Genomic DNA, 18,904 nt, shown 5'->3' on the forward strand with positions numbered 1-18,904 from the left:
TGTATAGAAAAATTCCATTTTGAACAACGAGTGGTTCAAAATGGAATTTCATTAATTTAACATTTTATGAGGCAGATTTTCATACATATCAAAGATCTCAGTTGCCGTTTCTTTTATCAGTTCTTCATCTCCATAATGAATAGCACTATCTAATTTTGCATAAATCAATAATAAAATACTTTTTGCTTCAGCCTCATCCAAATATTGAATCTTCTGTTTTACAATTTGAATTCGATTCAACTACGCCACCTCTCTTTCTCTCTACGTAGCTATTATACTTTAATAATTTATAAGCTTGTTAATCATGAAAGCAATTTATTAAAAAAAAAAAGACATTTCTAATAAAATATGACCACAAGTTTAGGCAAATTTCAACAAATATAGGCTGCCTTAAAAATTCAAATTTAAGACAGCCTATATTTTAGTGTTTATGAATTTATATTTACTAAAATTCTTCCTTTTGCTTGTCCTTTTAGTAAAATTGGGAAAGCATCAGGTAACTCTTCTAACGTCACTTCTTTATATAGAAAATCTTGTAAATTTTTTGGTTTATAATCTGTCGCTAAACGATTCCAAACTTCTTTTCTCGTACTATAGTCGCAATAGGCAGAATCAATGCCAAGAAGATCGACACCTCTTAATATAAATGGAAATACAGTCGTTGGTAAACTAGCTCCACCTGTTAATCCGCTTACCGCCACTTGACCACCGAGTTTAATTTGGCTCAAAATTGATGCAAGTGACTCCCCGCCAACTGGATCGATTGCTGCAATCCATCTTTGTTTTGCTAAAGATTTTGGTCTTCCGTTGCTTACTACTTCTTCTCTAGAGAGTACAGATGCGGCTCCTAGGCTTTTTAAAAATTCATGTTCTGTTTTCTTACCAGTACTTGCTTCGACTTCATATCCTAGTTTTGATAAAATCGCTACAGCAAAACTACCAACGCCACCTGTCGCACCAGTCACAAGCACTTTTCCTTGATTAGGTGTTAGCCCGTTTTTCTCAAGTCGATAAATGGACAAGGCAGCAGTAAAACCTGCAGTTCCAATAATCATCGCTTCTTTTAAAGAAAGACCTTTCGGAAGCGGTACAACCCAATCAGCAGGAATACGGGCATACTCACTATATCCTCCATAATGGGAAACGCCAATTTCATAACTTGTTGCGATTACTTCATCCCCTTCTTTAAAACGAGAATCCTCTGAAGCGACAACAACTCCTGATAAATCAATTCCAGGTACGAAAGGATAATTTTTCACTATATTTCCATTCGGGATGCTCGCAAGGCTATCTTTATAATTTACACCTGAATAATGAACTCGAATTAATACTTCTCCTTTTGGCAAATCATCAATGGACAATTGTTGAATATTTAAAGTTACATCTTCACCTTGCTTATCAACAACTAATGCTTTAAATTGCGACATTTCTATTTCTCCTTTCTTCAATTCTATTTTATATTTATTAACAATTTTCATAATATGTTAGATTTTATAAGGATATGTCCGATTCCTTTATATTAGAAAGATGACTAAAATTTTTTTATGATTTATTTATTAAATAAATAAAGCGAAAAAATTAATAACAAAATTGCTATAATTTTTTTACCAGTGATTGGATATGTCTCTCCTCCAAAAAATCCAAAATGATCGATCATGGCACCAATAATAATTTGTCCTAACACAACAGCCATTAATGTGGAGGTAACGCCAATTTTATTGACTGAAAAAATAAGAATCGATACGTAAATTGCGCCTAAAATTCCGCCGATTAATTGCCATTTCGGTACTTCTGTAATAGCAAATATATTTCCTTTTCCGAAAAAGATAGTAAAGAAAAATAAAACAAGCGTACCAATCAAAAAAGAAATAAAAGAACCTTCAATTAATCCTACTTGCTTACCTAACCCTCCATTAACTTTACTTTGCACTGCAACTGCCGCTCCACCTATAGTTGCAAGCAATGCAACAACCAATTTAATCATATTGAATTCCCCTTTACTATAACCCTACTAAATTATATTTATGAAAAAAATCATTAGCATTGCATAAATATAGTTAGAATTTTCTGTTAATTAATTTTTGTGAATTTGTGCCAAAAAGACAAAACCTAAAGAAAGGTGGCACTGCCCATTTGGTAAATATATACAGTTAAACCAGAGCGACAACGACAAAAGGGAGATTATGGACTGGCTCGCCCATCAAATTTTCGCAACCAAACATAAGCTGGTTTCCACAGAGCTCTCTTTAACCAACGAGTAATTCGAAGTAGAGATTTCTTACTTTTCATCTCCAATTGAATGAGAACATGTAAGCAATACGTGATAAGGGCTAAGAAAATTTGATTTTGAATAGCTGTTTCACTCATTCCATAAAAGTGCTTAATTTCTACGTGTTGCTTGAGCCATTTGAAAAAGAGTTCAATAGCCCAGCGAGATCGGTAAATATCACTTATCTCTTCTGGTTTTAAATCAAATCGGTTGGTGATGAAACGAAGTAAGTTCCCTTTTGTGTCCATAACTTCTAGTAGACGAAAGACATTTTCAGTACGATTTTGTGTGGTACCAATGTAGACCATTTTATCGGATAGAACGTGACAATCATCAGGAAGTGAAAATGTATAGACTTCACGAATGACTGCGTTTTTCTTCAGTCTTGAAACGAAGAAATAGCCATCATCTGTCATCCGATCAAAACGTTCATAGTCCACATAACCGCGGTCAAACACATACATGGCTTCTTTATCATCCACTAGGACTTCGAGTTGATTTCGGTCATGTTCTTTTGCTGTCGTAATCACTGCTTTTTCAGGATAGACGGTGTCTTTATCCATGAAAACGAGCCGTAAGTGTAGCTTTACACCAGCTTTTGTTTTACGGAATTTTGCCCATTTATAATTGGTCAAATTCAACGGGAGTGTACTTGAATCAATGATTTTCAGTGGCATATTCTTTCCGGTTTTATAATGGTACCGTTGAATTTTCCAAACAAGATCCAAGAACAAATTTGCAAGAATTAGTGGGTTGATCTGATTGTTTTTTCGGGATAGCTGAGAGGCACTTATCGATTCAAATCCGAGTGCTTTTTGAAGATCTTCGTCTACAAGTGCATCACTCATTTCCTCTAAGCTCTTAAATTCGAGCAGCTGGGCTACCAATAAAAGTTTAATATAGGCTTCTGTTGTCAGCTTTTTTGTGTAATAGTCCTGTTTCAATTCTTTGACTTGTTCGCTAAGTTTTTGAATATTTATGGGTGAAACCCATTTACCAAATGATGAAATTAGTGTATTCTTGTCCATAACGTTTATCCTTTACGATTGGATTTGGACAGGAACCACCTGTACTTCCATTGTAAAGGATTTTTTTGTTTCGAAATCAATAAAAAATTGAACATTCTTAGTATTTTGAATCATCAGATTTAATTAGTGCAATGCTAGTGGAAAAAAATATAAATTTATAAGTAACGTTATATGTTCTTCATAAATCTTTCTCGATAATACTTTAGAAGAATTTTCACCTATAAGTAGGTTATACTAGAAAAAGAATAAAGGAGGTAACAGAAAATGACTATTGATTTAAGCCGAGTATATATTGAACGTTGTAATAAAGAAACGGAAGAAATCCTTGAAAAAGAATCGGCATCTTTTTTAAATACATCGATTTCTTATTTCAAAAATCATTTAAATGAATTTCTTTATATTCAGTCCCCTGTATTTGATGAAATAAAAGTAGATGCTATTTCCATGGAAGTGGATGATGTATTTGGCACTTATATGGCCTTATTTGGATTAAAAGTTCAAAAGAAACATACGAAAACAATAAAAAATTTTTTAGAACAACACTTACATACCAATTCGATAAAAAACTATAGCGCTTTATTTGCTGGTGATGAAGGATTATGGGAAATCAACTTACCGCTGAATTTTATTGAAGGGTTTCAAGAAGATATGACCATTGAACAAGCCCTATTCTTGACATGCGACTTTATTCAAAATTTAGTGCAGCAAATTGAAATAAGCGAATAAACCTCCCTATTTTGAGGGAGGTTTTTCTATTTATGTAGTAATTGTTAACTTACTTAATTGCTCCACAATTTCTTTAGGCGTATGGACTACATAAGTTGGATTCTCCTTCATGATAAGCTCAAAACTATCCAATCCCCAACTAACCCACATAAAAGGCACTCCCACTTTGTTGCACGCTTCAATATCTCGCAATTCATCTCCAACATAAAGTATACTTTGAGGTGTAATTTGATGATGCTTCATAAACTTTTTCATCGCTCGATCTTTACCAAACAGCTTTTTTACAGAAATCACTTCAGAAACGGTTGAAATTTGTTCTCGTTTTAAAATAGCTTCAATATTTTCCTTTTTATTTGAAGATAAAATAGCAATTGTATATCCCATAGAAGATATGGACTCAAGCATTTCTTTTACCCCATCAAACAACTTCACTTCATGAATATGCTCATGAAAATATTGATAAATTTTTGGTAAGATGAATGTTAGTTTATGCATTGGAAATTGATATTTTTTTGCTTTATTGGCATGGTCAAGATGTCGAATTTGTTGTAAATCCTCCAATTTTAACGGCAAATAGTTGTATTTCTCTGCATAAGCATTCCAAGCATCCACATACACTTCCGCAGAGTTGGCAAGAGTCCCATCAAAATCGAAAATAATGTATCTCACATTTCTATCCCCTTTTCTAATATGCTTCTTTTTATTTAAATTTTGCCGATCGTCAATTCATTCTTATATGGACAACAATACCAAATTCAAAATGAAGAAACAAAAAAACACACCATTTTCAATTAATGGTGTGGGTTATAAATGTGGAGAAACTCGCTTATTAGAAAAAAAATTTTTTACGACTAGTGTGGAATAGGAAAATGATTCAACCTTCTTTAGAATGCGGAAGTCCAACCGCCATCCACAACTACTACTGTTCCATTCATAAAACTTGAATCTTTAGATGCTAAGAAAAGGGCAACTTGAGCAATTTCTTCTGGTTTTTCCATGTTTTCAACATCTTCTAATTGAGATACATCTGCTTTTACAGCGATACAAGTGCCACCATTTTCTGCAATACTTTCCTCAACCGCTTTTGCGCCTTTTAAATTGTAATGACTTTCGCTCCTTCTTTTGCATATAACTCTGCAATCGCTTTTCCCATTCCTGAAGCTGCACCTGTCACAATGGCTACTTTATCTTGTAATTTCAATTTCATCCCTCAGATTTTGCATTTTTTGACTTAATTTTCATTTTATTTTTACAAAAAAGTTATTCAAGCTCCGCCGATTAATAAATTTGTAAATTTTATGAAACTATTTACATTTTCCATTAATTCTCCTTTTGATACTTGTTTACTTATTCATTGAGCACTAGAAAATGATTAAAAATAATAAGATAAAAATCTCTCTTTATCTACACAAATGTACTTACCCTCTTTCAAAGCAATTCATACATTAGATTCAGAAGGGGGTGAGTTGAATGGGTTACAAATACGATAACTACGGCTATGGCGGTGGATATTGCAATGGCTTCGCTTTACTCGTAGTGTTATTTGTTTTACTAATTATCGTTGGAGCAGGATTCAAAGGATTCTATTAATTCTTCCGATTATACCACCACCTGTCCCAAATCGACACTACGATGAAAGTTAATAAGTCCCAACGAAATTTTTGTTGGGACTTTTAAATTGAAATAAGAGGCCATATATGAACACTCAATTGTTTTGAATAATGAGGAATTGGATTAATAGCTTTAGAACTAATATTCAATGCTGTTGATAAAATATTATGTTCTACTTCCATTAACTCTACATCATGAACAATCCACGGTTCATGATAAATATCACAACGAAGTAATTTTCCTTGTGGATTTGTTGTATAAAAGCAATATCTTTCCAATAACCATTCGCCTAACGTTCCTTGCTTCATACGGGATGCTTGAGAATGAACATTATATTGACATTTGAATGGTAAAGAATAGATTCTACTGCTTTCAGAATGGAATTGCTTTTCTGATTTTAATAGCGACATATCCAAGTATATATACGGTAAATGAAACAACACCTTTGCCAATTTGGCAGTTACCCTATGACGAATCGCCAACTGAAAAAAATAGATACCTGGTTTATTTCCAGCTTTTACATACGTTCGCACATTCAACCCTGGAATTCCTCTACCCATCGGAACAGATGGTATGCCACGAATGACAATCGCCTTCGTCAAGTATGATACAATCGTAACCCAACCTTGTCCTTCAAATGTATCAAGCATAAGATTTGGAGGAAGGTGTGCTTCTAATACATCTTTTTTTACTGGGTAGTGAAGAAATAAAATATCAGTCCAAGTTTGTTTCATCAACCAAGGGATTTTTTTTGGCAATACATCTTTATTCGCATTATAAATTTCTCCCATATCCATCCTCAATCATCGATAGATTTTTCTATAATATTTACAATTTTTATTGAAATTATGACTAGTAAGCGAAAAGTATGAAATTTTTCAACTTGTTAATAATGATATTAGAATAGAGAAATCGGGAGGCTATTTCATGAATTTACAACGCGCAAAAGAAATCGCCGAATCAGGTGCAATCGCAAATGTTTTATATAACGGACAGCGCATCTACATTCAGCATGTTGATGAAACGAAAGGAACAGCCCGTATTTATCCTTTAGATGACCCAGAAAATGAAAAAGAAGTACCCGTTGAACAATTATTAGAAAATTGATATCCCTCTTTCATTATTGTAAATGTGCGCAAAATAGTTGCGCACTTTTATGATTGGCGCAAATGCAAAGAACGAGATATAACAACTTACTTTTACGTTTTTAAAAAAAATATGATATATTTAATGAATGTCAAACAAGACGGTCGAAATGGACTGTCTCTTTTTATTAACATATTTTCAAAAGGAAGATGAAATTGATTAAGCAACCGAAATATATTTATACTTTTGTTTACCATCCTGACGAATTTGAGCTTTGTCGAATGGAAAGGCGCTCTTTATTTGGAATTGATACTGAACAAAATTTTATTATCACCGATCGTAAAATCAATCCTAGCCGTAGTCCTTTTATAGAAGATTTCTTAGAAGTGTATGTTGAGGCACATAGTTTTGAGGAACTAAAACAGATCATTAATGGTATAAAATTTACGGATTCTTCTTACAAAGTCGTATGTCTTAACAAAATGGATATCGGAAATACAAAGAAAATCCATCATCCTGAAAGACGAAAAATTGAAAGGCAAATTGGACAGGCTATTGATGGAGAACCAGATTTAAACCAACCTGATGTTATTTTTGGTTTGCTTTACATAAATGAATGTTGGTATTTTGGAAAAGCGACAAAAGCTGAATCAATTTGGCGTAAACATTTACATAAGCCGAACAGTTATTCAACGGCTCTTAGCACGAGAGTGGCTCGAGCGATTGTTAACATCGCAATTCCCGAACCAGAAGGCATTCGAGCTATTGACCCTTGTTGCGGTATTGGAACAGTATTAATCGAAGCGTTATCTATGAATATTGATATTGTCGGAAGAGATATTAGTCCGCTCGTTTGTGTTGGAGCAAGAGAAAATATCGCCTATTTTGGATACGAAACGACTGTGACAAAAGGCTCCATTGCAGATGTAACAGATTATTACGATGTAGCAATTGTGGATTTACCATATAATATTTATTCTCATCTTTCACCAGAACAAGAATACGATATCATTCAACACGCACGGCGCATTGCTGACCGGGTTTTATTTGTCTCCATCAAACCGATTGATGATTTAGTGCAAAAAGCTGGATTTACTATAACAGATCGCTCAGTTGCAAAAAAATCAACTTTTGTTCGATTTATTTTATTGTGTGAATAAATTCTTTACATTTGGGATTCATCCTTAATGAGAATGTTTTTTATGATGATTATCTTTCTTATATTGGCAAAATATGATTAAGTATTTACTAGATTTAAGATTTATTAATTGACTTGCTCATTAATGTAAATGAAAAATCATCCGCTCTTGATTGTCGGATGATTTTTTATTTTAAATTTATATCAACTAATTTTTTTGAAACTATTCTCCTTTTAAAATCATCCTCCAAAGAATAGATCAAGTATGTTCGATGCCGTTGATGATTGTTTATTATAAAATTCTGAATATCCACAGCTTTTACAGTAAACAACAATGAAATGATTATGTTGAATATCAAACATTTTTGATAAACCAGTACCCGACATGGCTACTTCCTTTGTTGCTGCATTGCGACTTCCACATTTAATACACCCATTTTTTTGCAAAATTATCCCTACTTTCCTTTCCATTCTTTTCTATTCTATACGATTTCAATGTCCCTATAGTTTCAACAATTTGAAAGCTTAATAGAAAAAGGAAAACATCACCTTTGTCTTAAGTGGAAAAGGTGATGTTTTATCTATTTCCTCATTTATTGACTTGCAGCTACCATTTCATTAATTTGTTTTGATATGGCATCCTTTGTCGTTGAAAGTGTAATAGCTAGTTCGTTATACAAAAGATTGCTTGCCTCTTCCAATAATTTTGTTTCTTGTATTGGTAACTTTTTTCCTTCATTTTCGAATTGTAATTTTCTTCTTAACAACGTATTCAATAATTCTGCTAGCTCTTTACGATTTTCACTGCTAATGACGGAATTGAAAAACTGATTGAGATCTGTATTTTTTTCAATCCATTCTTTTGCAGGTTGTTTAAAAATATTCATTAAATTTTTTGCTTCTTCTGCTGACAACATTTTTTTTAATTTCGATTGGTCACCATCTACAGGATAATATAATTTTAAATCTGGATAACTAATAGGATGCAAGACATAATATAATTTTTCTTTACCAGAAAAAAGTTTCTCTGCAACATCATCAATTACACAAACACCGTGACCGCCATATAATAAATATTCACCTACTTGGTACATGAAAAATCCTCCCTGCAAATGTATACCTATCAACTTCGTTAAGGTTTGTAATCATCATTCAGCCGACTATTTAAACCTATTACACTCTATCTCTACATGAAAGATATTGATTGAATGGCGAGTAAAAGTAAAAAAGGAGTTTAATATAACTGCTTATAAGAAGAAGCAATACAATTAACGAGGAAAGCAATGTACCGATATGATTTCAAATTGGCATATTTTATAACATTAATACGTCTATCTATACAGTGTGATTAACAAATAATCAGCACATCAATAATTAAATAGAAACTTCTACATAAAAATCCTATGAGTTTTATACAAAATATGGGAAAAGTTTCCATTTAGATATTATTCATTTAAAGAACGCGGAGTTTTTATATTCAGGAAATTTTCCATTGCTAAAAGAATTGCTGAAATAAAGTTAAGAGGGTATTAGTGAGGAATATGGAATCGAACAGCTTTAATGAAAAGATTATTACGGAAACAGCACACCATATATTATATGCATGAAATAAAAAAATGATACCATCATGAAATTAACCCAAGAAATGTTGAAATCACCGCATTTCTTGGGTTCTTGCTCTTTCCTATTAAATTACCAATTTACGATTCTACTCCGATAAAATCGAAGTAATCATATGTTTTGAATCCCACTCGCCTCTAGAGATTGTAGAAAGTTGATATTTTCGAGGGAACAATTGTTGATGAATTTCATCAACAGAATACCCTTTCTTTGATAAACTTTTCACCTGATCCGTTAACATATATAAATAATCGAGCTTTTGCCGAAATGCTTTTTTACCATCTTTTATATACCCTGCATGACAACAAAACATTTCTCCGAAATCAAGTTGTAATACTTTTTCGATTGATCGAATGATTTGCGGTATACTTTCTTCACGTAATATAAGCTTTGTACGTGGAGTGACAAATAAATCACCAGCAAATAGTTGGCCAGTTGATTCGTTTAAAAATGACACATGATCTGCTGCATGACCTGGTGTTTCAATGACACGCCATCTATATTTTCGTGATTCGAAACTTTCCTCATGGGGATTTGCACGATATGGAGGCCGAATCCCCCAAAAAAACTTTCGATATAACATATAATTTGCTTTTTTCTTACTTTTTTCAATTGACATAGGATGCAAATATATTGGTATACCTTTATCACTCAAATATTTCGCACAACCTTCATGATCTTCATGGGCATGGGTAATCACAACGCGGTCAATGGAGAGCGGTTCATAAAATCCTATAAAATGTTTTCTCATGACATGTGCTCCGCAGTCAATGACTACACCATCTTGGTAAAATGAATAAACGTTTAACTTGACTTGTGAAAATGCATTCTTCCCTTCAAAAAGTTTAACATCCCCTTGTATGCTTTCGAAAAAACTTTGTTTTAGCAGCAACTAAACCACTCCAATTTGCACATTTATCGAACGTTGTATATTACTTCAGTAGCGTATTATGTAAACATCAGATTTCTTGAATGAATTGCACTTCGTCATAACCACACTCTTGACATACCATTAAATGTGGACAAACTTGGTCCCGTGCCGTATTCGGATAACCGTCTCCCATTTTCACCGTCTCTTCGTCATTATAATGTCCATAAGGATCGAAATAATCGGAAACCTTCCCTGAATCCTCCAACCTATTCTTGCAATTTGGACAAAATACTTCTAATTCCTGCAAAGAATTGCAAAGTGGGCATTGTGCCATCCTTCATTCACCTCAATCATCATTATTCACATGTAAAGAAAAAAGCATTCCTTCAAGGGAAAGAATGCTTAATATCTTATCCATAAGCTACATTAGATGTACACAATGTAAGCAAATTAAAATCTATTAAAACAAACAGCATTCTCATACATTTTTTAAATAAGCCAAATAGTAAAACAAACTTACAAAAATAGCTCCTCCAACTGAATTTCCCAAAAAGACAGGAACAAAATTTGTTATATACTGACCCCAAGTCATTTCACCTGCAAAAATAGCTGCAGGAATAATAAACATATTTGCTACAACATGTTGAAAACCGATTAATACGAAGATCATGATAGGAAACCAAATGGATAAAATTTTCCCAGAAAATGATGTCGTTCCGTAACACAACCATACAGCTAGCGCTACAAGCCAATTACAACCGATTGCAGAAACGAAAGCTTCAATAAAACTTGCATTTACTTTCGCCAATGCTGTACTTACCGTTTTGTTTAAAAAATCTCCTTCCGTTAGTCCAACGACATGTCCAAAAAAATAAGCTACAAATAATGCACCAATCAAATTAAAAACGGTAATCCAAAACCAATTTCTTAAAAGCTTTGTAAAAGTAATCCTTTTGGCAAAATAGGACATTGCAACTGCCATCATATTTCCAGTAACTAATTCGCCACCAGCTAACAAAATTAATATTAATCCAATTGGGAACACAGTTGCTCCCATGAAGGTTACAAAACTCCCCCATTCATCAGGCATTGTTCCCGTTATCCGAATAAATGCCAGATACCCCATTGAGATAAATGCCCCTCCTAAAAATCCTAAAATCAGCATTTGAAAAAGGGACATATTCGCCTTTTCTTCCCCTTTTTGAACGGTGATTTGGGCTATTTCCTTAGGACTGTAATCCATGTTAGACCTCCCAAGTCCTTTATTTTATAGAATAAGAGCTAGATAGCCCGCGTTAATTTTTATAAATTTAGGAAATTAGTTGTTCAGAATATTTTTAATTCTTTTTATAGATTTAATTATTATTAGGAGACAATATGTTATTCAAAATATTTTACCATTAAATAATGAGGGATACCTTCCTCCAAAAATTCATCCGAATTAATGATATAACCTAGCTTTTCGTAAAAAACTTTCGCATGAGATTGTGCATGTAACTTTACTTTTTGGCAGTCTTTTTCTTTTGCCATCTTCTCTAATTCTTGCACGATTAATTTTCCAATGCCAAATTTACGATATGGTTGCAATACACAAATTCTTTCCAATTTACCAAAACCATCTACGAAGCGTATTCTTCCAGCCCCAACAGACTTGTCATCGACAACAATCAATAGATGTTCGCAAGGAGAAAGAAGGTTATCATACTCATCTATTTCGCTTTCCATTGGAACACCCTGTTCCTCAACAAATACTTCTTTTCGAATTGAAAAAGCTTTTTCTAATTGCTCCTCTGTCGACACACGAATTACTTCAATCTTCATGTTATCCCCTTCCCATTTTCAATAAAATCTGTATATTAATTTACCATTATTAATATAAAAATACATGTATTTTCAATTGATATAAAAAAAATCTAATATACTAAATAATTAGTACTTGGTAATAAACAGATGGAGTGATATTTATTAGAGTTCATCAAAATAAACATTAATATGTTATAAGATTGTTAAATTTTTAACTAGACATCACCCTCAATGGCGGTTACTATAGTATACGAAGGTATTCTGTAAATCTAAATGTATTAGATTTTGTTTTTAAAAACACGAATCATTATTTCGTGTTACATTTTTTGCTAATACACTTTAGTTTACTAAACAACTAAATAATTAGATTACTAATATAAGGAGCGTATACTACATGAAACGTAAAATAGCTTTATTTTTCTTCATGACGTTGATTATCTTAGTATTAGCTGCGTGTGGTTCATCATCTAAAGAAGAATCAAATGGTACAAAAGATGAAGCAAAAGATAAAGAAACTTTAATAATTGGTATCGATGATAAGTTTGCACCAATGGGATTCCGTGACGATCAAAACGAAATCGTTGGTTTTGATATCGACATGGCTCGTGCTGCTGCAGAAAAAATGGGTGTTGAAGTGGAGTTCCAACCAATCGATTGGACTACAAAAGAATCTGAATTATCCAGTGGCCGTATCGATTTAATTTGGAACGGTTACACTATAACAGATGAACGTAAACAGAAAGTATTATTTACAAAACCTTACTTAGAAAACGCACAAGTTGTTGTAACATTAGTAGATTCTCCTATTACAAAAATCAATGAACTTGCTGGAAAACAAGTGGGAGTTCAAGCATTGTCTTCTGCATTGGATGCGTTAAATGAACATCCTATTAGCAATGAAGTAAATTTAAATGAATACAAAGATAATGTACTTGCATTAACAGACTTAAAAAATGGTCGCCTTGATGCAGTTGTAATCGACAAAGTTGTCGTTGAATATTACATGACACAAGAACCAGATACATTTACAATTCTTGAAGAAGAACTTGCTCCAGAACAATATGGAGTTGGTGTGAAAAAAGGAAATGAAGAATTACTTGAAAAACTGCAGGCAGCATTAGATGAAATGAATGAAGACGGTACTGCAGCTGAAATATCTGAGAAATGGTTCGGTGAAGATCGAGTATTAAAATAATATATATGCTAAAATAGAATGTCATTATTTTCGATAAGAGTTTCCATGTGACAATGGAACTCTTATTTTTTGGGAGGAAACATCATGGTTGATTACTGGAATCGGATTGTTTGGCCGATGCTTGAAGGAGCTCAAATGACCATTTTGCTCTTTTTCATTGCCATTCTTGTATCAATTCCATTAGGATTTATTCTAACACTTGCGGTACAAAGCCGTTTTAAGCCCCTTGCATGGCTTTCACAAATATATATTACCGTCATGCGAGGCACTCCCCTATTATTGCAGCTCTTGTTAATCTGCTTCGGATTGCCGATGCTGCCTGTGGTAGGAGAATATTTAGTATTTGATCGTTTCGTTGCGGCTTGTATTGGATTCGTATTAAACTATGCAGCCTATTTTGCTGAAATCTTTAGAGGCGGGCTCATTTCCATCGACAAAGGTCAATATGAAGCAGCAAAAGTACTTGGCTTAACAAAATGGCAAACGACAACACGCATCATATTACCCCAAATGTTTCGAGTAGCCTTGCCTGCTGTTGCCAACGAATCCATTACGCTCATCAAAGATACCGCGCTACTTTATGCAGTTGCAGTGCCAGAATTATTACACTTTGCACAAACAGCTGTAAACAGAGAGTTTACAATTGTCCCTTACTTTATTGCGGGAGTAATTTACTTAGCGATGACACTCATATTGACGGTATTCTTTAAATGGTTAGAGCGTCGATATAAATACGAATAGAGGTGAAAAAATTGGCGCTAATAGAAGTTACAAATTTGAAGAAATCATTTGGGAACCAGGAAGTATTAAAATCCATTTCATTTTCGGTAGATAAAAAAGAAGTTATTGCAATGATCGGCCCTTCAGGTTCAGGAAAGAGTACATTGTTACGCAGTTTAATTCATTTAGAAGAAATTGATAACGGTAGTATTTGTATCGACGGTGATTTTTTAGTAAAAGATGGGCAATATGCTAACCAAGCAGATATACGAAAAATTACAGGAAAAATGGGAATGGTGTTTCAACACTTTAACTTATTCCCTCACTTAACTGTTAAAGAAAATCTGATTTTAGCCCCGAAACTTAGAAAATCCGAATCGATGGAAGAAATAGAAAAACGCTGTATGGATTTATTGCGAAAAGTGGGATTGTCCGATAAAGCGAATGCTTATCCTAGCAATCTGTCAGGCGGTCAAAAACAGCGTGTTGCTATTGCACGAGCCCTTATGTTAAATCCACAAATCCTGCTGTTTGATGAACCTACTTCTGCCCTTGACCCGGAATTAACGGGAGAAGTGTTGAAAGTCATGAAGGATTTAGCAGAAGAACATATGACGATGATTGTCGTAACGCATGAAATGGGCTTTGCAAGAGAAGTGGCAAATCGTGTGATCTTTATGGATGGCGGAGAAATAATTGAATCGAATGAGCCGGAACAATTCTTCCAACATCCTCAACATGAACGTACGAAAGCATTTTTACATAAAAATTGGAAATGAAAAGGTCGTCTATTTTCAGACGACCTTTTGTCATAGTGCGCCTGGCATGGGTGTAATCTATAGGGTGTAAGTCCCGAACTGTGAAGGCAGAAGTAACAGTTAGCTTAACGCAAGGGTGTCCGTGGTGACGCGGAATCTGAAGGAAGCGAGCGGCAAACTTCCGGTCTGAGGAACACGAACTTCATATAAGGCTAGGTATCATTGGATGAGTTTGCTAAACAAAACAAAGTCCTTTCTGCCAAAGGTGGTACAGAGTAAATGAAGCAGATAGATGGAAGGAAAGATTACATTCTTACCCGGGGAGGTCTGGCGGATATGTGAAGTACGCTTCATAACCTACTTAGTGATAAGTAGCTGAACCGTCAGAAGTCAGCAGAGGTCATAGTATTAGTTGGTTTAGAACTACTAAGAAGGACCGAACAATTAAGAGAGAATAGCCCTTGGCATTCAGTGAGTCATGATGAACACAGAAAACGTAGTACCTCACTTGAGGAAGGAAGCGGTGAATCCCGTGGGAGACCTCTTGGAGGGTGGAGTGACCACTGGCATAAAGAGAACAGCTATTCACGGAAGTTATAAAGACTTGCGTCAATCATCTTAATTGAACCGCCGTATACGGAACCGTACGTACGGTGGTGTGAGAGGACGGGAGTTAATCGCTCCCTCCTACTCGATTTTAATCTAACACTACAGTTTCGTTAAACAATATTCCTAGATATCGATATTTGATATGTACATTATGAATATCTTCATGATGATTTACAGTTAATCCATAAATTGTATCCTTTTCTGTCGCTGAACCTTCATCTAATTTCTTTAACAGTTCTTCCGGAATCGTTCCTTTTGGAATGGAAATATCTTCGATGTTGAAATATTGAATGTGACTAGCTGCAACTGAATTTTCATCAATTGTTCCTGCAAAACCTACCAAAGCATTGCTAACTTGGATTTTTATTTCATTCGGATCCGCATGATTATTGACTTTTACACTAGTGATTTCCAAATCTCCAATCCCTTTATTCCCTATTGCAATTACAACGGTATGATGATCTTGACCCTTAAAAATCGTTCCTGTTACTAATGGTGGTGTCACTTTAATATAGATAAAAAACCCACCAATTAATAAAACGAGTATGAACGCAACAAGTAAAATTTTTTTCAATGTTCTCATCCTTTAAAGTAAATTTCCAAACCAATTATCCCTCTTTCAGTTTATACTACTTTCATGCAGAGAGTAGAATGTAAAATTTAAAACTATGTGAAAAATTTTTCAATGTTTTTAGTCATATCATTAAAATTTTATAGTAAAGATCTCAACTTTCGCAGAGTAATATCTTATTGCAACTCTTGATATGACTGTTTTATATCGTCTTTCATTATTTCTCTTGTTTTTTATTGATTTTATTTTTTAAAAGAAAAAGACACCTATCTTTTGGTAAAATTATGGTGATCAAACCAAATACCAAAGAAGGTGTCATCATTATGATAACGAAAAAAGATACTTTTGCACAACTACCAAAAGAACTTGAACGAAGATTTTCTGAATTAAATATAGGCAAACATTTGAGAAAAGCGAGAATTACTAAGGGATTTGGTTATTCATGCTTATCTATTTTCCGTCTTATTTTTTTGCTTGTTTTCCAATATAAAAATTGGTTTCAAGCACTTCAAAGTAAGAAAGCCGTGGACTTACCTAAAAAAGATACAATCTACCGTTTTCTAAATTCATCTACTTATGCTTGGCGAACTTTTTTACTTTCCTTATGTCAAGATCTTACTGGACGTATAAAAAAGCTTACATCAAACAACAGAGTGAAGGTGTTTATTGTTGATGATTCACTCTTTTCACGCAACCGAAGCAAGTCTGTTGAACTTCTTTCACGAGTATTTGATCATACAGAGAAACGATTCTATAAGGGGTTTCAGTTGCTTACTCTTGGTTGGTCTGATGGATATTCTTTTCTACCTGTAGACTTTGCTTTATTGAGTTCAGCGAAAAAGGAAAATCAACTTAACGGGGTCGATGAATCCATTGATAAACGCACTTCCGGCTACAAGCGTCGTCTTGAAGCACAACAAGATAAGCCAAGCGTTGTCTCTGCTTTATTGGATCATGCCTTAAATGCAGGAATTACAGCTGATTATGTGTTAATGGATACTTGGTTTACGCATGAGCCTTTGATTGAAAAAATCACGGATAAAGGTTTATTTGTCATTGGTATGGTCAAGCAGCTAAAACAACGTTATTTCATAGATGGTGAAGCCCATACTCTGGATGAACTCTTTAAAAAAGCAAAGCGTACCATGGAAAAGAAAGACCTACTCGGTTCGATCCATGTTCATCTTGCAAAAGGACGACAAGTCAAGATTGTATTCGTGCGTAACCGCAATAAAAAGAGTGAATGGTTAGCCATTTTGAGTACAGATACCACACTTTCAGATGAAGAAATTGTGCGTATTTACGGGATGCGCTGGGACATCGAAACATTTTTCAAGTGTACCAAATCATTGCTTAACCTAGCAAAAGAATTTCAAGGTCGTTCGTATGATCTGTTGATTAGTCATACAACGATTGTGTTTACTCGCTTTATACTCTTAGAGTGGGAGCGTAGACAAAACAACGATCCTAAAACGATTGGAAATCTCTTTTTTCTATTATGTGAAGATGTAAAAGATATGAATCTAGAGAGTGCATTGAATCAATTATTAGCGATCTTCCAAACATTAGCAGAAGCTAATGTTTGTTTGAACATGGAATTATTTAAAAGTAAAGTACAAGAATGGATTGCGTCTTTACCCAATTACATCAAGGGATGTCTGACAATATCTGTGTGCGAAAGTTGAGTAAAGATAAATTAAGGGGGAATTTTCATGGGAGAATATATTAAAATGCAATTTACTCGTACAAGAATGGTATTGAAGCAAACTTTAGAAAACATTACACCTGAGGTCTATTCTACAATTCCAAAAGGTTTTAATAACAATATTTTATGGCAAGTAGGACATGTATTGATGACTACAGATTTTTTACTCTTCAACGGTAAAGTGACGATACCAAAAAGTTATCAAAAATTATTTGGTCCTGGTACCAAACCAGCAGATTGGCCAATGGATGTACCATATCTTGAAACTTTGCTGCAACAAATTGAAGAACAACTGGAACGTATTCAATCAATCGATACCAATACCTTTAATGAAAAACTGCCAAAAAGTATATTTGGAAATGAAACAAAAGGAGAATTGGCTGCTTTTGCAGCATTCCATGAAGCAATGCATGTTGGACAAATTCAAGTAATGAAGCGATTGATTGAAACTATGAAAACAAAGTAAAAAATGATGAAAACCGCCATCTTCTGGCGGTTTGTTAATCATTGTATGAACATAACTGTTTCACCGATATTATATTCTTTCTGTTTCTCCTCTCCATCTTCTATCCACTTTACGACAAAGACACCTTCTTTTAAACGCTCTTTTATTTCTTCCTCAGTTATTTCACCCGTATAAAGGACGATTTCTTCTTGAACAATATACTCCTTTTTATCGATATTATCGTATTCAAAACCTTCTCCCGTCCAGTATACATTTGATGATAATAAATTTCTAATTGACTCAGACATTTCCGTATTAATGTTTTCTACTTGATTAGAATATTTAAATTTAAACGTAAAAAGCATTTTTCGGAAGTTTTTCTGATCAGGGTGTTCGACATATTCTAATGTCCCAAGGGTTTGATAAGTTTCATCATCGATTGGTGTTATTTCAGTACGAATTTGCATATATGGATTATTTAAATAATACAAATAACCTGATATAAAAAGAACGATAAAAAGAAACATCGTAACAATTAATGCAATCACTTTTCTTTTCATCATATCCCCTCTTTTTCTCGAATTTGTTCTATCAGAAGGTATCCATTTTAAATATTTCTTTTTGAAATCATGTTTCCCTGTTATTAAAATAAAATTTCTTTTGAATAATTTATTTTCTCATCATTAGTATCTCTATTACTCATTCAATTACTCCATATCAATAATCTTAAAATTTCCGTACATAATTTT

General features: G+C 33.8%; 25 protein-coding genes and 1 pseudogene. 10 read left to right on the forward strand and 16 right to left on the reverse strand.

Annotation, left to right across the window (positions count from 1 at the left end; all coding sequences use genetic code 11):
* Window positions 1-51 precede the first annotated feature (51 nt).
* The 4 genes from UtA1_RS12585 to UtA1_RS12600 form a co-directional block, all read right to left on the reverse strand.
* Window positions 52-240 carry a hypothetical protein gene (locus UtA1_RS12585; RefSeq protein WP_016838445.1) on the reverse strand — a complete coding sequence of 63 codons (189 nt, stop codon included), beginning with the start codon at window positions 238-240 and terminating at the stop codon, window positions 52-54.
* Window positions 241-428: 188 nt separating this feature from the next.
* On the reverse strand, window positions 429-1,427 hold the full coding sequence (locus UtA1_RS12590; RefSeq protein ID WP_096551397.1) for an NADPH:quinone oxidoreductase family protein: 999 nt from the start codon (window positions 1,425-1,427) through the stop codon (window positions 429-431).
* Window positions 1,428-1,549: 122 nt separating this feature from the next.
* Entirely contained in the window at window positions 1,550-1,984 is a 435-nt protein-coding gene (locus tag UtA1_RS12595) for a DMT family transporter (protein ID WP_096551399.1), read from the reverse strand.
* Between the two features lie 197 nt (window positions 1,985-2,181).
* Window positions 2,182-3,297 carry an IS4 family transposase gene (locus UtA1_RS12600; RefSeq protein WP_096549683.1) on the reverse strand — a complete coding sequence of 372 codons (1,116 nt, stop codon included), beginning with the start codon at window positions 3,295-3,297 and terminating at the stop codon, window positions 2,182-2,184.
* A 264-nt stretch (window positions 3,298-3,561) separates the two neighbouring features.
* Here UtA1_RS12600 and UtA1_RS12605 point away from each other — a divergent pair, with 264 nt between their 5' ends.
* On the forward strand, window positions 3,562-4,023 hold the full coding sequence (locus UtA1_RS12605) for a branched-chain amino acid aminotransferase (RefSeq protein ID WP_096551401.1): 462 nt from the start codon (window positions 3,562-3,564) through the stop codon (window positions 4,021-4,023).
* 30 nt (window positions 4,024-4,053) lie between these two features.
* Here UtA1_RS12605 and UtA1_RS12610 read toward each other — a convergent pair whose 3' ends face one another.
* The 3 genes and pseudogenes from UtA1_RS12610 to UtA1_RS18125 form a co-directional block, all read right to left on the reverse strand.
* Window positions 4,054-4,692: an HAD-IIIA family hydrolase gene (locus UtA1_RS12610; RefSeq protein ID WP_016838452.1), complete on the reverse strand. Its 639-nt coding sequence runs from the start codon at window positions 4,690-4,692 to the stop codon at window positions 4,054-4,056.
* A 215-nt stretch (window positions 4,693-4,907) separates the two neighbouring features.
* A complete protein-coding gene (locus UtA1_RS18055; protein WP_408647291.1) occupies window positions 4,908-5,021 on the reverse strand; it encodes an SDR family oxidoreductase in 114 nt (37 codons plus the stop codon).
* Window positions 5,019-5,224, reverse strand: a pseudogene (locus tag UtA1_RS18125) (SDR family NAD(P)-dependent oxidoreductase); the annotation flags it as partial. The gene UtA1_RS18055 and the pseudogene UtA1_RS18125, both read right to left, overlap by 3 nt.
* A gap of 269 nt (window positions 5,225-5,493) precedes the next feature.
* Here UtA1_RS18125 and UtA1_RS12620 point away from each other — a divergent pair.
* Window positions 5,494-5,613: a YjcZ family sporulation protein gene (locus tag UtA1_RS12620; protein ID WP_016838457.1), complete on the forward strand. Its 120-nt coding sequence runs from the start codon at window positions 5,494-5,496 to the stop codon at window positions 5,611-5,613.
* Between the two features lie 83 nt (window positions 5,614-5,696).
* On the opposite strand, the gene UtA1_RS12625 is transcribed toward UtA1_RS12620, so the two are convergent.
* Window positions 5,697-6,425, reverse strand: a complete 729-nt coding sequence (locus tag UtA1_RS12625) for a YqjF family protein (RefSeq protein WP_172597875.1) — start codon at window positions 6,423-6,425, stop codon at window positions 5,697-5,699.
* A gap of 136 nt (window positions 6,426-6,561) precedes the next feature.
* On the opposite strand from UtA1_RS12625, the gene UtA1_RS12630 reads away from it, so the two are divergent.
* Both UtA1_RS12630 and UtA1_RS12635 read left to right on the forward strand, forming a co-directional pair.
* Window positions 6,562-6,741 carry a small acid-soluble spore protein H gene (locus UtA1_RS12630; protein WP_016838461.1) on the forward strand — a complete coding sequence of 60 codons (180 nt, stop codon included), beginning with the start codon at window positions 6,562-6,564 and terminating at the stop codon, window positions 6,739-6,741.
* A 188-nt stretch (window positions 6,742-6,929) separates the two neighbouring features.
* Window positions 6,930-7,880: a TRM11 family SAM-dependent methyltransferase gene (locus UtA1_RS12635; protein WP_172597876.1), complete on the forward strand. Its 951-nt coding sequence runs from the start codon at window positions 6,930-6,932 to the stop codon at window positions 7,878-7,880.
* Between the two features lie 218 nt (window positions 7,881-8,098).
* On the opposite strand, the gene UtA1_RS12640 is transcribed toward UtA1_RS12635, so the two are convergent.
* The 6 genes from UtA1_RS12640 to UtA1_RS12665 all read right to left on the reverse strand — a co-directional run bounded on the left by UtA1_RS12640 (window position 8,099) and on the right by UtA1_RS12665 (window position 12,170).
* A complete protein-coding gene (locus UtA1_RS12640) occupies window positions 8,099-8,305 on the reverse strand; it encodes a zinc ribbon domain-containing protein (RefSeq protein WP_016838465.1) in 207 nt (68 codons plus the stop codon).
* Between the two features lie 146 nt (window positions 8,306-8,451).
* Window positions 8,452-8,952, reverse strand: a complete 501-nt coding sequence (locus UtA1_RS12645) for a CarD family transcriptional regulator (RefSeq protein ID WP_016838466.1) — start codon at window positions 8,950-8,952, stop codon at window positions 8,452-8,454.
* 614 nt (window positions 8,953-9,566) lie between these two features.
* Window positions 9,567-10,370 (reverse strand): MBL fold metallo-hydrolase, encoded by an 804-nt coding sequence (locus UtA1_RS12650; RefSeq protein ID WP_096551407.1) that lies wholly within the window; start codon window positions 10,368-10,370, stop codon window positions 9,567-9,569.
* 67 nt (window positions 10,371-10,437) lie between these two features.
* The gene (locus UtA1_RS12655) at window positions 10,438-10,683 is read right to left on the reverse strand and encodes a hypothetical protein (protein ID WP_096551409.1); all 246 of its coding nucleotides are present in this window, start codon (window positions 10,681-10,683) and stop codon (window positions 10,438-10,440) included.
* 144 nt (window positions 10,684-10,827) lie between these two features.
* Window positions 10,828-11,592, reverse strand: a complete 765-nt coding sequence (locus UtA1_RS12660) for a formate/nitrite transporter family protein (protein WP_096551410.1) — start codon at window positions 11,590-11,592, stop codon at window positions 10,828-10,830.
* A 137-nt stretch (window positions 11,593-11,729) separates the two neighbouring features.
* A complete protein-coding gene (locus UtA1_RS12665) occupies window positions 11,730-12,170 on the reverse strand; it encodes a GNAT family N-acetyltransferase (RefSeq protein WP_096551412.1) in 441 nt (146 codons plus the stop codon).
* A 376-nt stretch (window positions 12,171-12,546) separates the two neighbouring features.
* Between UtA1_RS12665 and UtA1_RS12670 the strand changes: the two genes are divergently transcribed.
* The 4 genes from UtA1_RS12670 to UtA1_RS17265 all read left to right on the forward strand — a co-directional run bounded on the left by UtA1_RS12670 (window position 12,547) and on the right by UtA1_RS17265 (window position 15,447).
* On the forward strand, window positions 12,547-13,347 hold the full coding sequence (locus UtA1_RS12670) for an amino acid ABC transporter substrate-binding protein (protein ID WP_096551414.1): 801 nt from the start codon (window positions 12,547-12,549) through the stop codon (window positions 13,345-13,347).
* 84 nt (window positions 13,348-13,431) lie between these two features.
* Window positions 13,432-14,088, forward strand: a complete 657-nt coding sequence (locus UtA1_RS12675) for an amino acid ABC transporter permease (protein ID WP_016837228.1) — start codon at window positions 13,432-13,434, stop codon at window positions 14,086-14,088.
* Window positions 14,089-14,099: 11 nt separating this feature from the next.
* On the forward strand, window positions 14,100-14,846 hold the full coding sequence (locus tag UtA1_RS12680) for an amino acid ABC transporter ATP-binding protein (RefSeq protein ID WP_016837227.1): 747 nt from the start codon (window positions 14,100-14,102) through the stop codon (window positions 14,844-14,846).
* Between the two features lie 457 nt (window positions 14,847-15,303).
* A complete protein-coding gene (locus UtA1_RS17265) occupies window positions 15,304-15,447 on the forward strand; it encodes a hypothetical protein (RefSeq protein WP_172597779.1) in 144 nt (47 codons plus the stop codon).
* Between the two features lie 75 nt (window positions 15,448-15,522).
* On the opposite strand, the gene UtA1_RS12690 is transcribed toward UtA1_RS17265, so the two are convergent.
* Entirely contained in the window at window positions 15,523-16,008 is a 486-nt protein-coding gene (locus UtA1_RS12690) for a hypothetical protein (protein ID WP_096551416.1), read from the reverse strand.
* Between the two features lie 320 nt (window positions 16,009-16,328).
* On the opposite strand from UtA1_RS12690, the gene UtA1_RS12695 reads away from it, so the two are divergent.
* Both UtA1_RS12695 and UtA1_RS12700 read left to right on the forward strand, forming a co-directional pair.
* Window positions 16,329-17,690, forward strand: coding sequence for an IS4 family transposase (locus UtA1_RS12695; protein WP_096550531.1), 1,362 nt, complete (start codon window positions 16,329-16,331; stop codon window positions 17,688-17,690).
* Window positions 17,691-17,717: 27 nt separating this feature from the next.
* A complete protein-coding gene (locus tag UtA1_RS12700) occupies window positions 17,718-18,176 on the forward strand; it encodes a DinB family protein (RefSeq protein WP_016837225.1) in 459 nt (152 codons plus the stop codon).
* Window positions 18,177-18,214: 38 nt separating this feature from the next.
* Here the strand turns inward: UtA1_RS12700 and UtA1_RS12705 are convergent, their stop codons facing one another.
* Window positions 18,215-18,718, reverse strand: a complete 504-nt coding sequence (locus UtA1_RS12705) for a hypothetical protein (RefSeq protein WP_126434507.1) — start codon at window positions 18,716-18,718, stop codon at window positions 18,215-18,217.
* Window positions 18,719-18,904: the final 186 nt, after the last annotated feature.

The sequence above is a fragment of the Ureibacillus thermosphaericus genome, from assembly GCF_002370195.2.
Lineage (GTDB): Bacteria > Bacillota > Bacilli > Bacillales_A > Planococcaceae > Ureibacillus > Ureibacillus thermosphaericus.

Bases quoted from the DNA above. Each gene is read 5' to 3' on its own strand.
- UtA1_RS12590 (WP_096551397.1), bottom strand. From the start codon at position 1,427: ATGTCGCAATTTAAAGCATTAGTTGTTGATAAGCAAGGTGAAGATGTA.
- UtA1_RS12595 (WP_096551399.1), bottom strand. From the start codon at position 1,984: ATGATTAAATTGGTTGTTGCATTGCTTGCAACTATAGGTGGAGCGGCA.
- UtA1_RS12600 (WP_096549683.1), bottom strand. From the start codon at position 3,297: ATGGACAAGAATACACTAATTTCATCATTTGGTAAATGGGTTTCACCC.
- UtA1_RS12605 (WP_096551401.1), top strand. From the start codon at position 3,562: ATGACTATTGATTTAAGCCGAGTATATATTGAACGTTGTAATAAAGAA.
- UtA1_RS18055 (WP_408647291.1), bottom strand. From the start codon at position 5,021: ATGGAAAAACCAGAAGAAATTGCTCAAGTTGCCCTTTTCTTAGCATCT.
- UtA1_RS12620 (WP_016838457.1), top strand. From the start codon at position 5,494: ATGGGTTACAAATACGATAACTACGGCTATGGCGGTGGATATTGCAAT.
- UtA1_RS12625 (WP_172597875.1), bottom strand. From the start codon at position 6,425: ATGGGAGAAATTTATAATGCGAATAAAGATGTATTGCCAAAAAAAATC.
- UtA1_RS12630 (WP_016838461.1), top strand. From the start codon at position 6,562: ATGAATTTACAACGCGCAAAAGAAATCGCCGAATCAGGTGCAATCGCA.
- UtA1_RS12635 (WP_172597876.1), top strand. From the start codon at position 6,930: ATGAAATTGATTAAGCAACCGAAATATATTTATACTTTTGTTTACCAT.
- UtA1_RS12645 (WP_016838466.1), bottom strand. From the start codon at position 8,952: ATGTACCAAGTAGGTGAATATTTATTATATGGCGGTCACGGTGTTTGT.
- UtA1_RS12655 (WP_096551409.1), bottom strand. From the start codon at position 10,683: ATGGCACAATGCCCACTTTGCAATTCTTTGCAGGAATTAGAAGTATTT.
- UtA1_RS12660 (WP_096551410.1), bottom strand. From the start codon at position 11,592: ATGGATTACAGTCCTAAGGAAATAGCCCAAATCACCGTTCAAAAAGGG.
- UtA1_RS12665 (WP_096551412.1), bottom strand. From the start codon at position 12,170: ATGAAGATTGAAGTAATTCGTGTGTCGACAGAGGAGCAATTAGAAAAA.
- UtA1_RS12670 (WP_096551414.1), top strand. From the start codon at position 12,547: ATGAAACGTAAAATAGCTTTATTTTTCTTCATGACGTTGATTATCTTA.
- UtA1_RS12675 (WP_016837228.1), top strand. From the start codon at position 13,432: ATGGTTGATTACTGGAATCGGATTGTTTGGCCGATGCTTGAAGGAGCT.
- UtA1_RS17265 (WP_172597779.1), top strand. From the start codon at position 15,304: ATGATGAACACAGAAAACGTAGTACCTCACTTGAGGAAGGAAGCGGTG.
- UtA1_RS12695 (WP_096550531.1), top strand. From the start codon at position 16,329: ATGATAACGAAAAAAGATACTTTTGCACAACTACCAAAAGAACTTGAA.
- UtA1_RS12700 (WP_016837225.1), top strand. From the start codon at position 17,718: ATGGGAGAATATATTAAAATGCAATTTACTCGTACAAGAATGGTATTG.
- UtA1_RS12705 (WP_126434507.1), bottom strand. From the start codon at position 18,718: ATGATGAAAAGAAAAGTGATTGCATTAATTGTTACGATGTTTCTTTTT.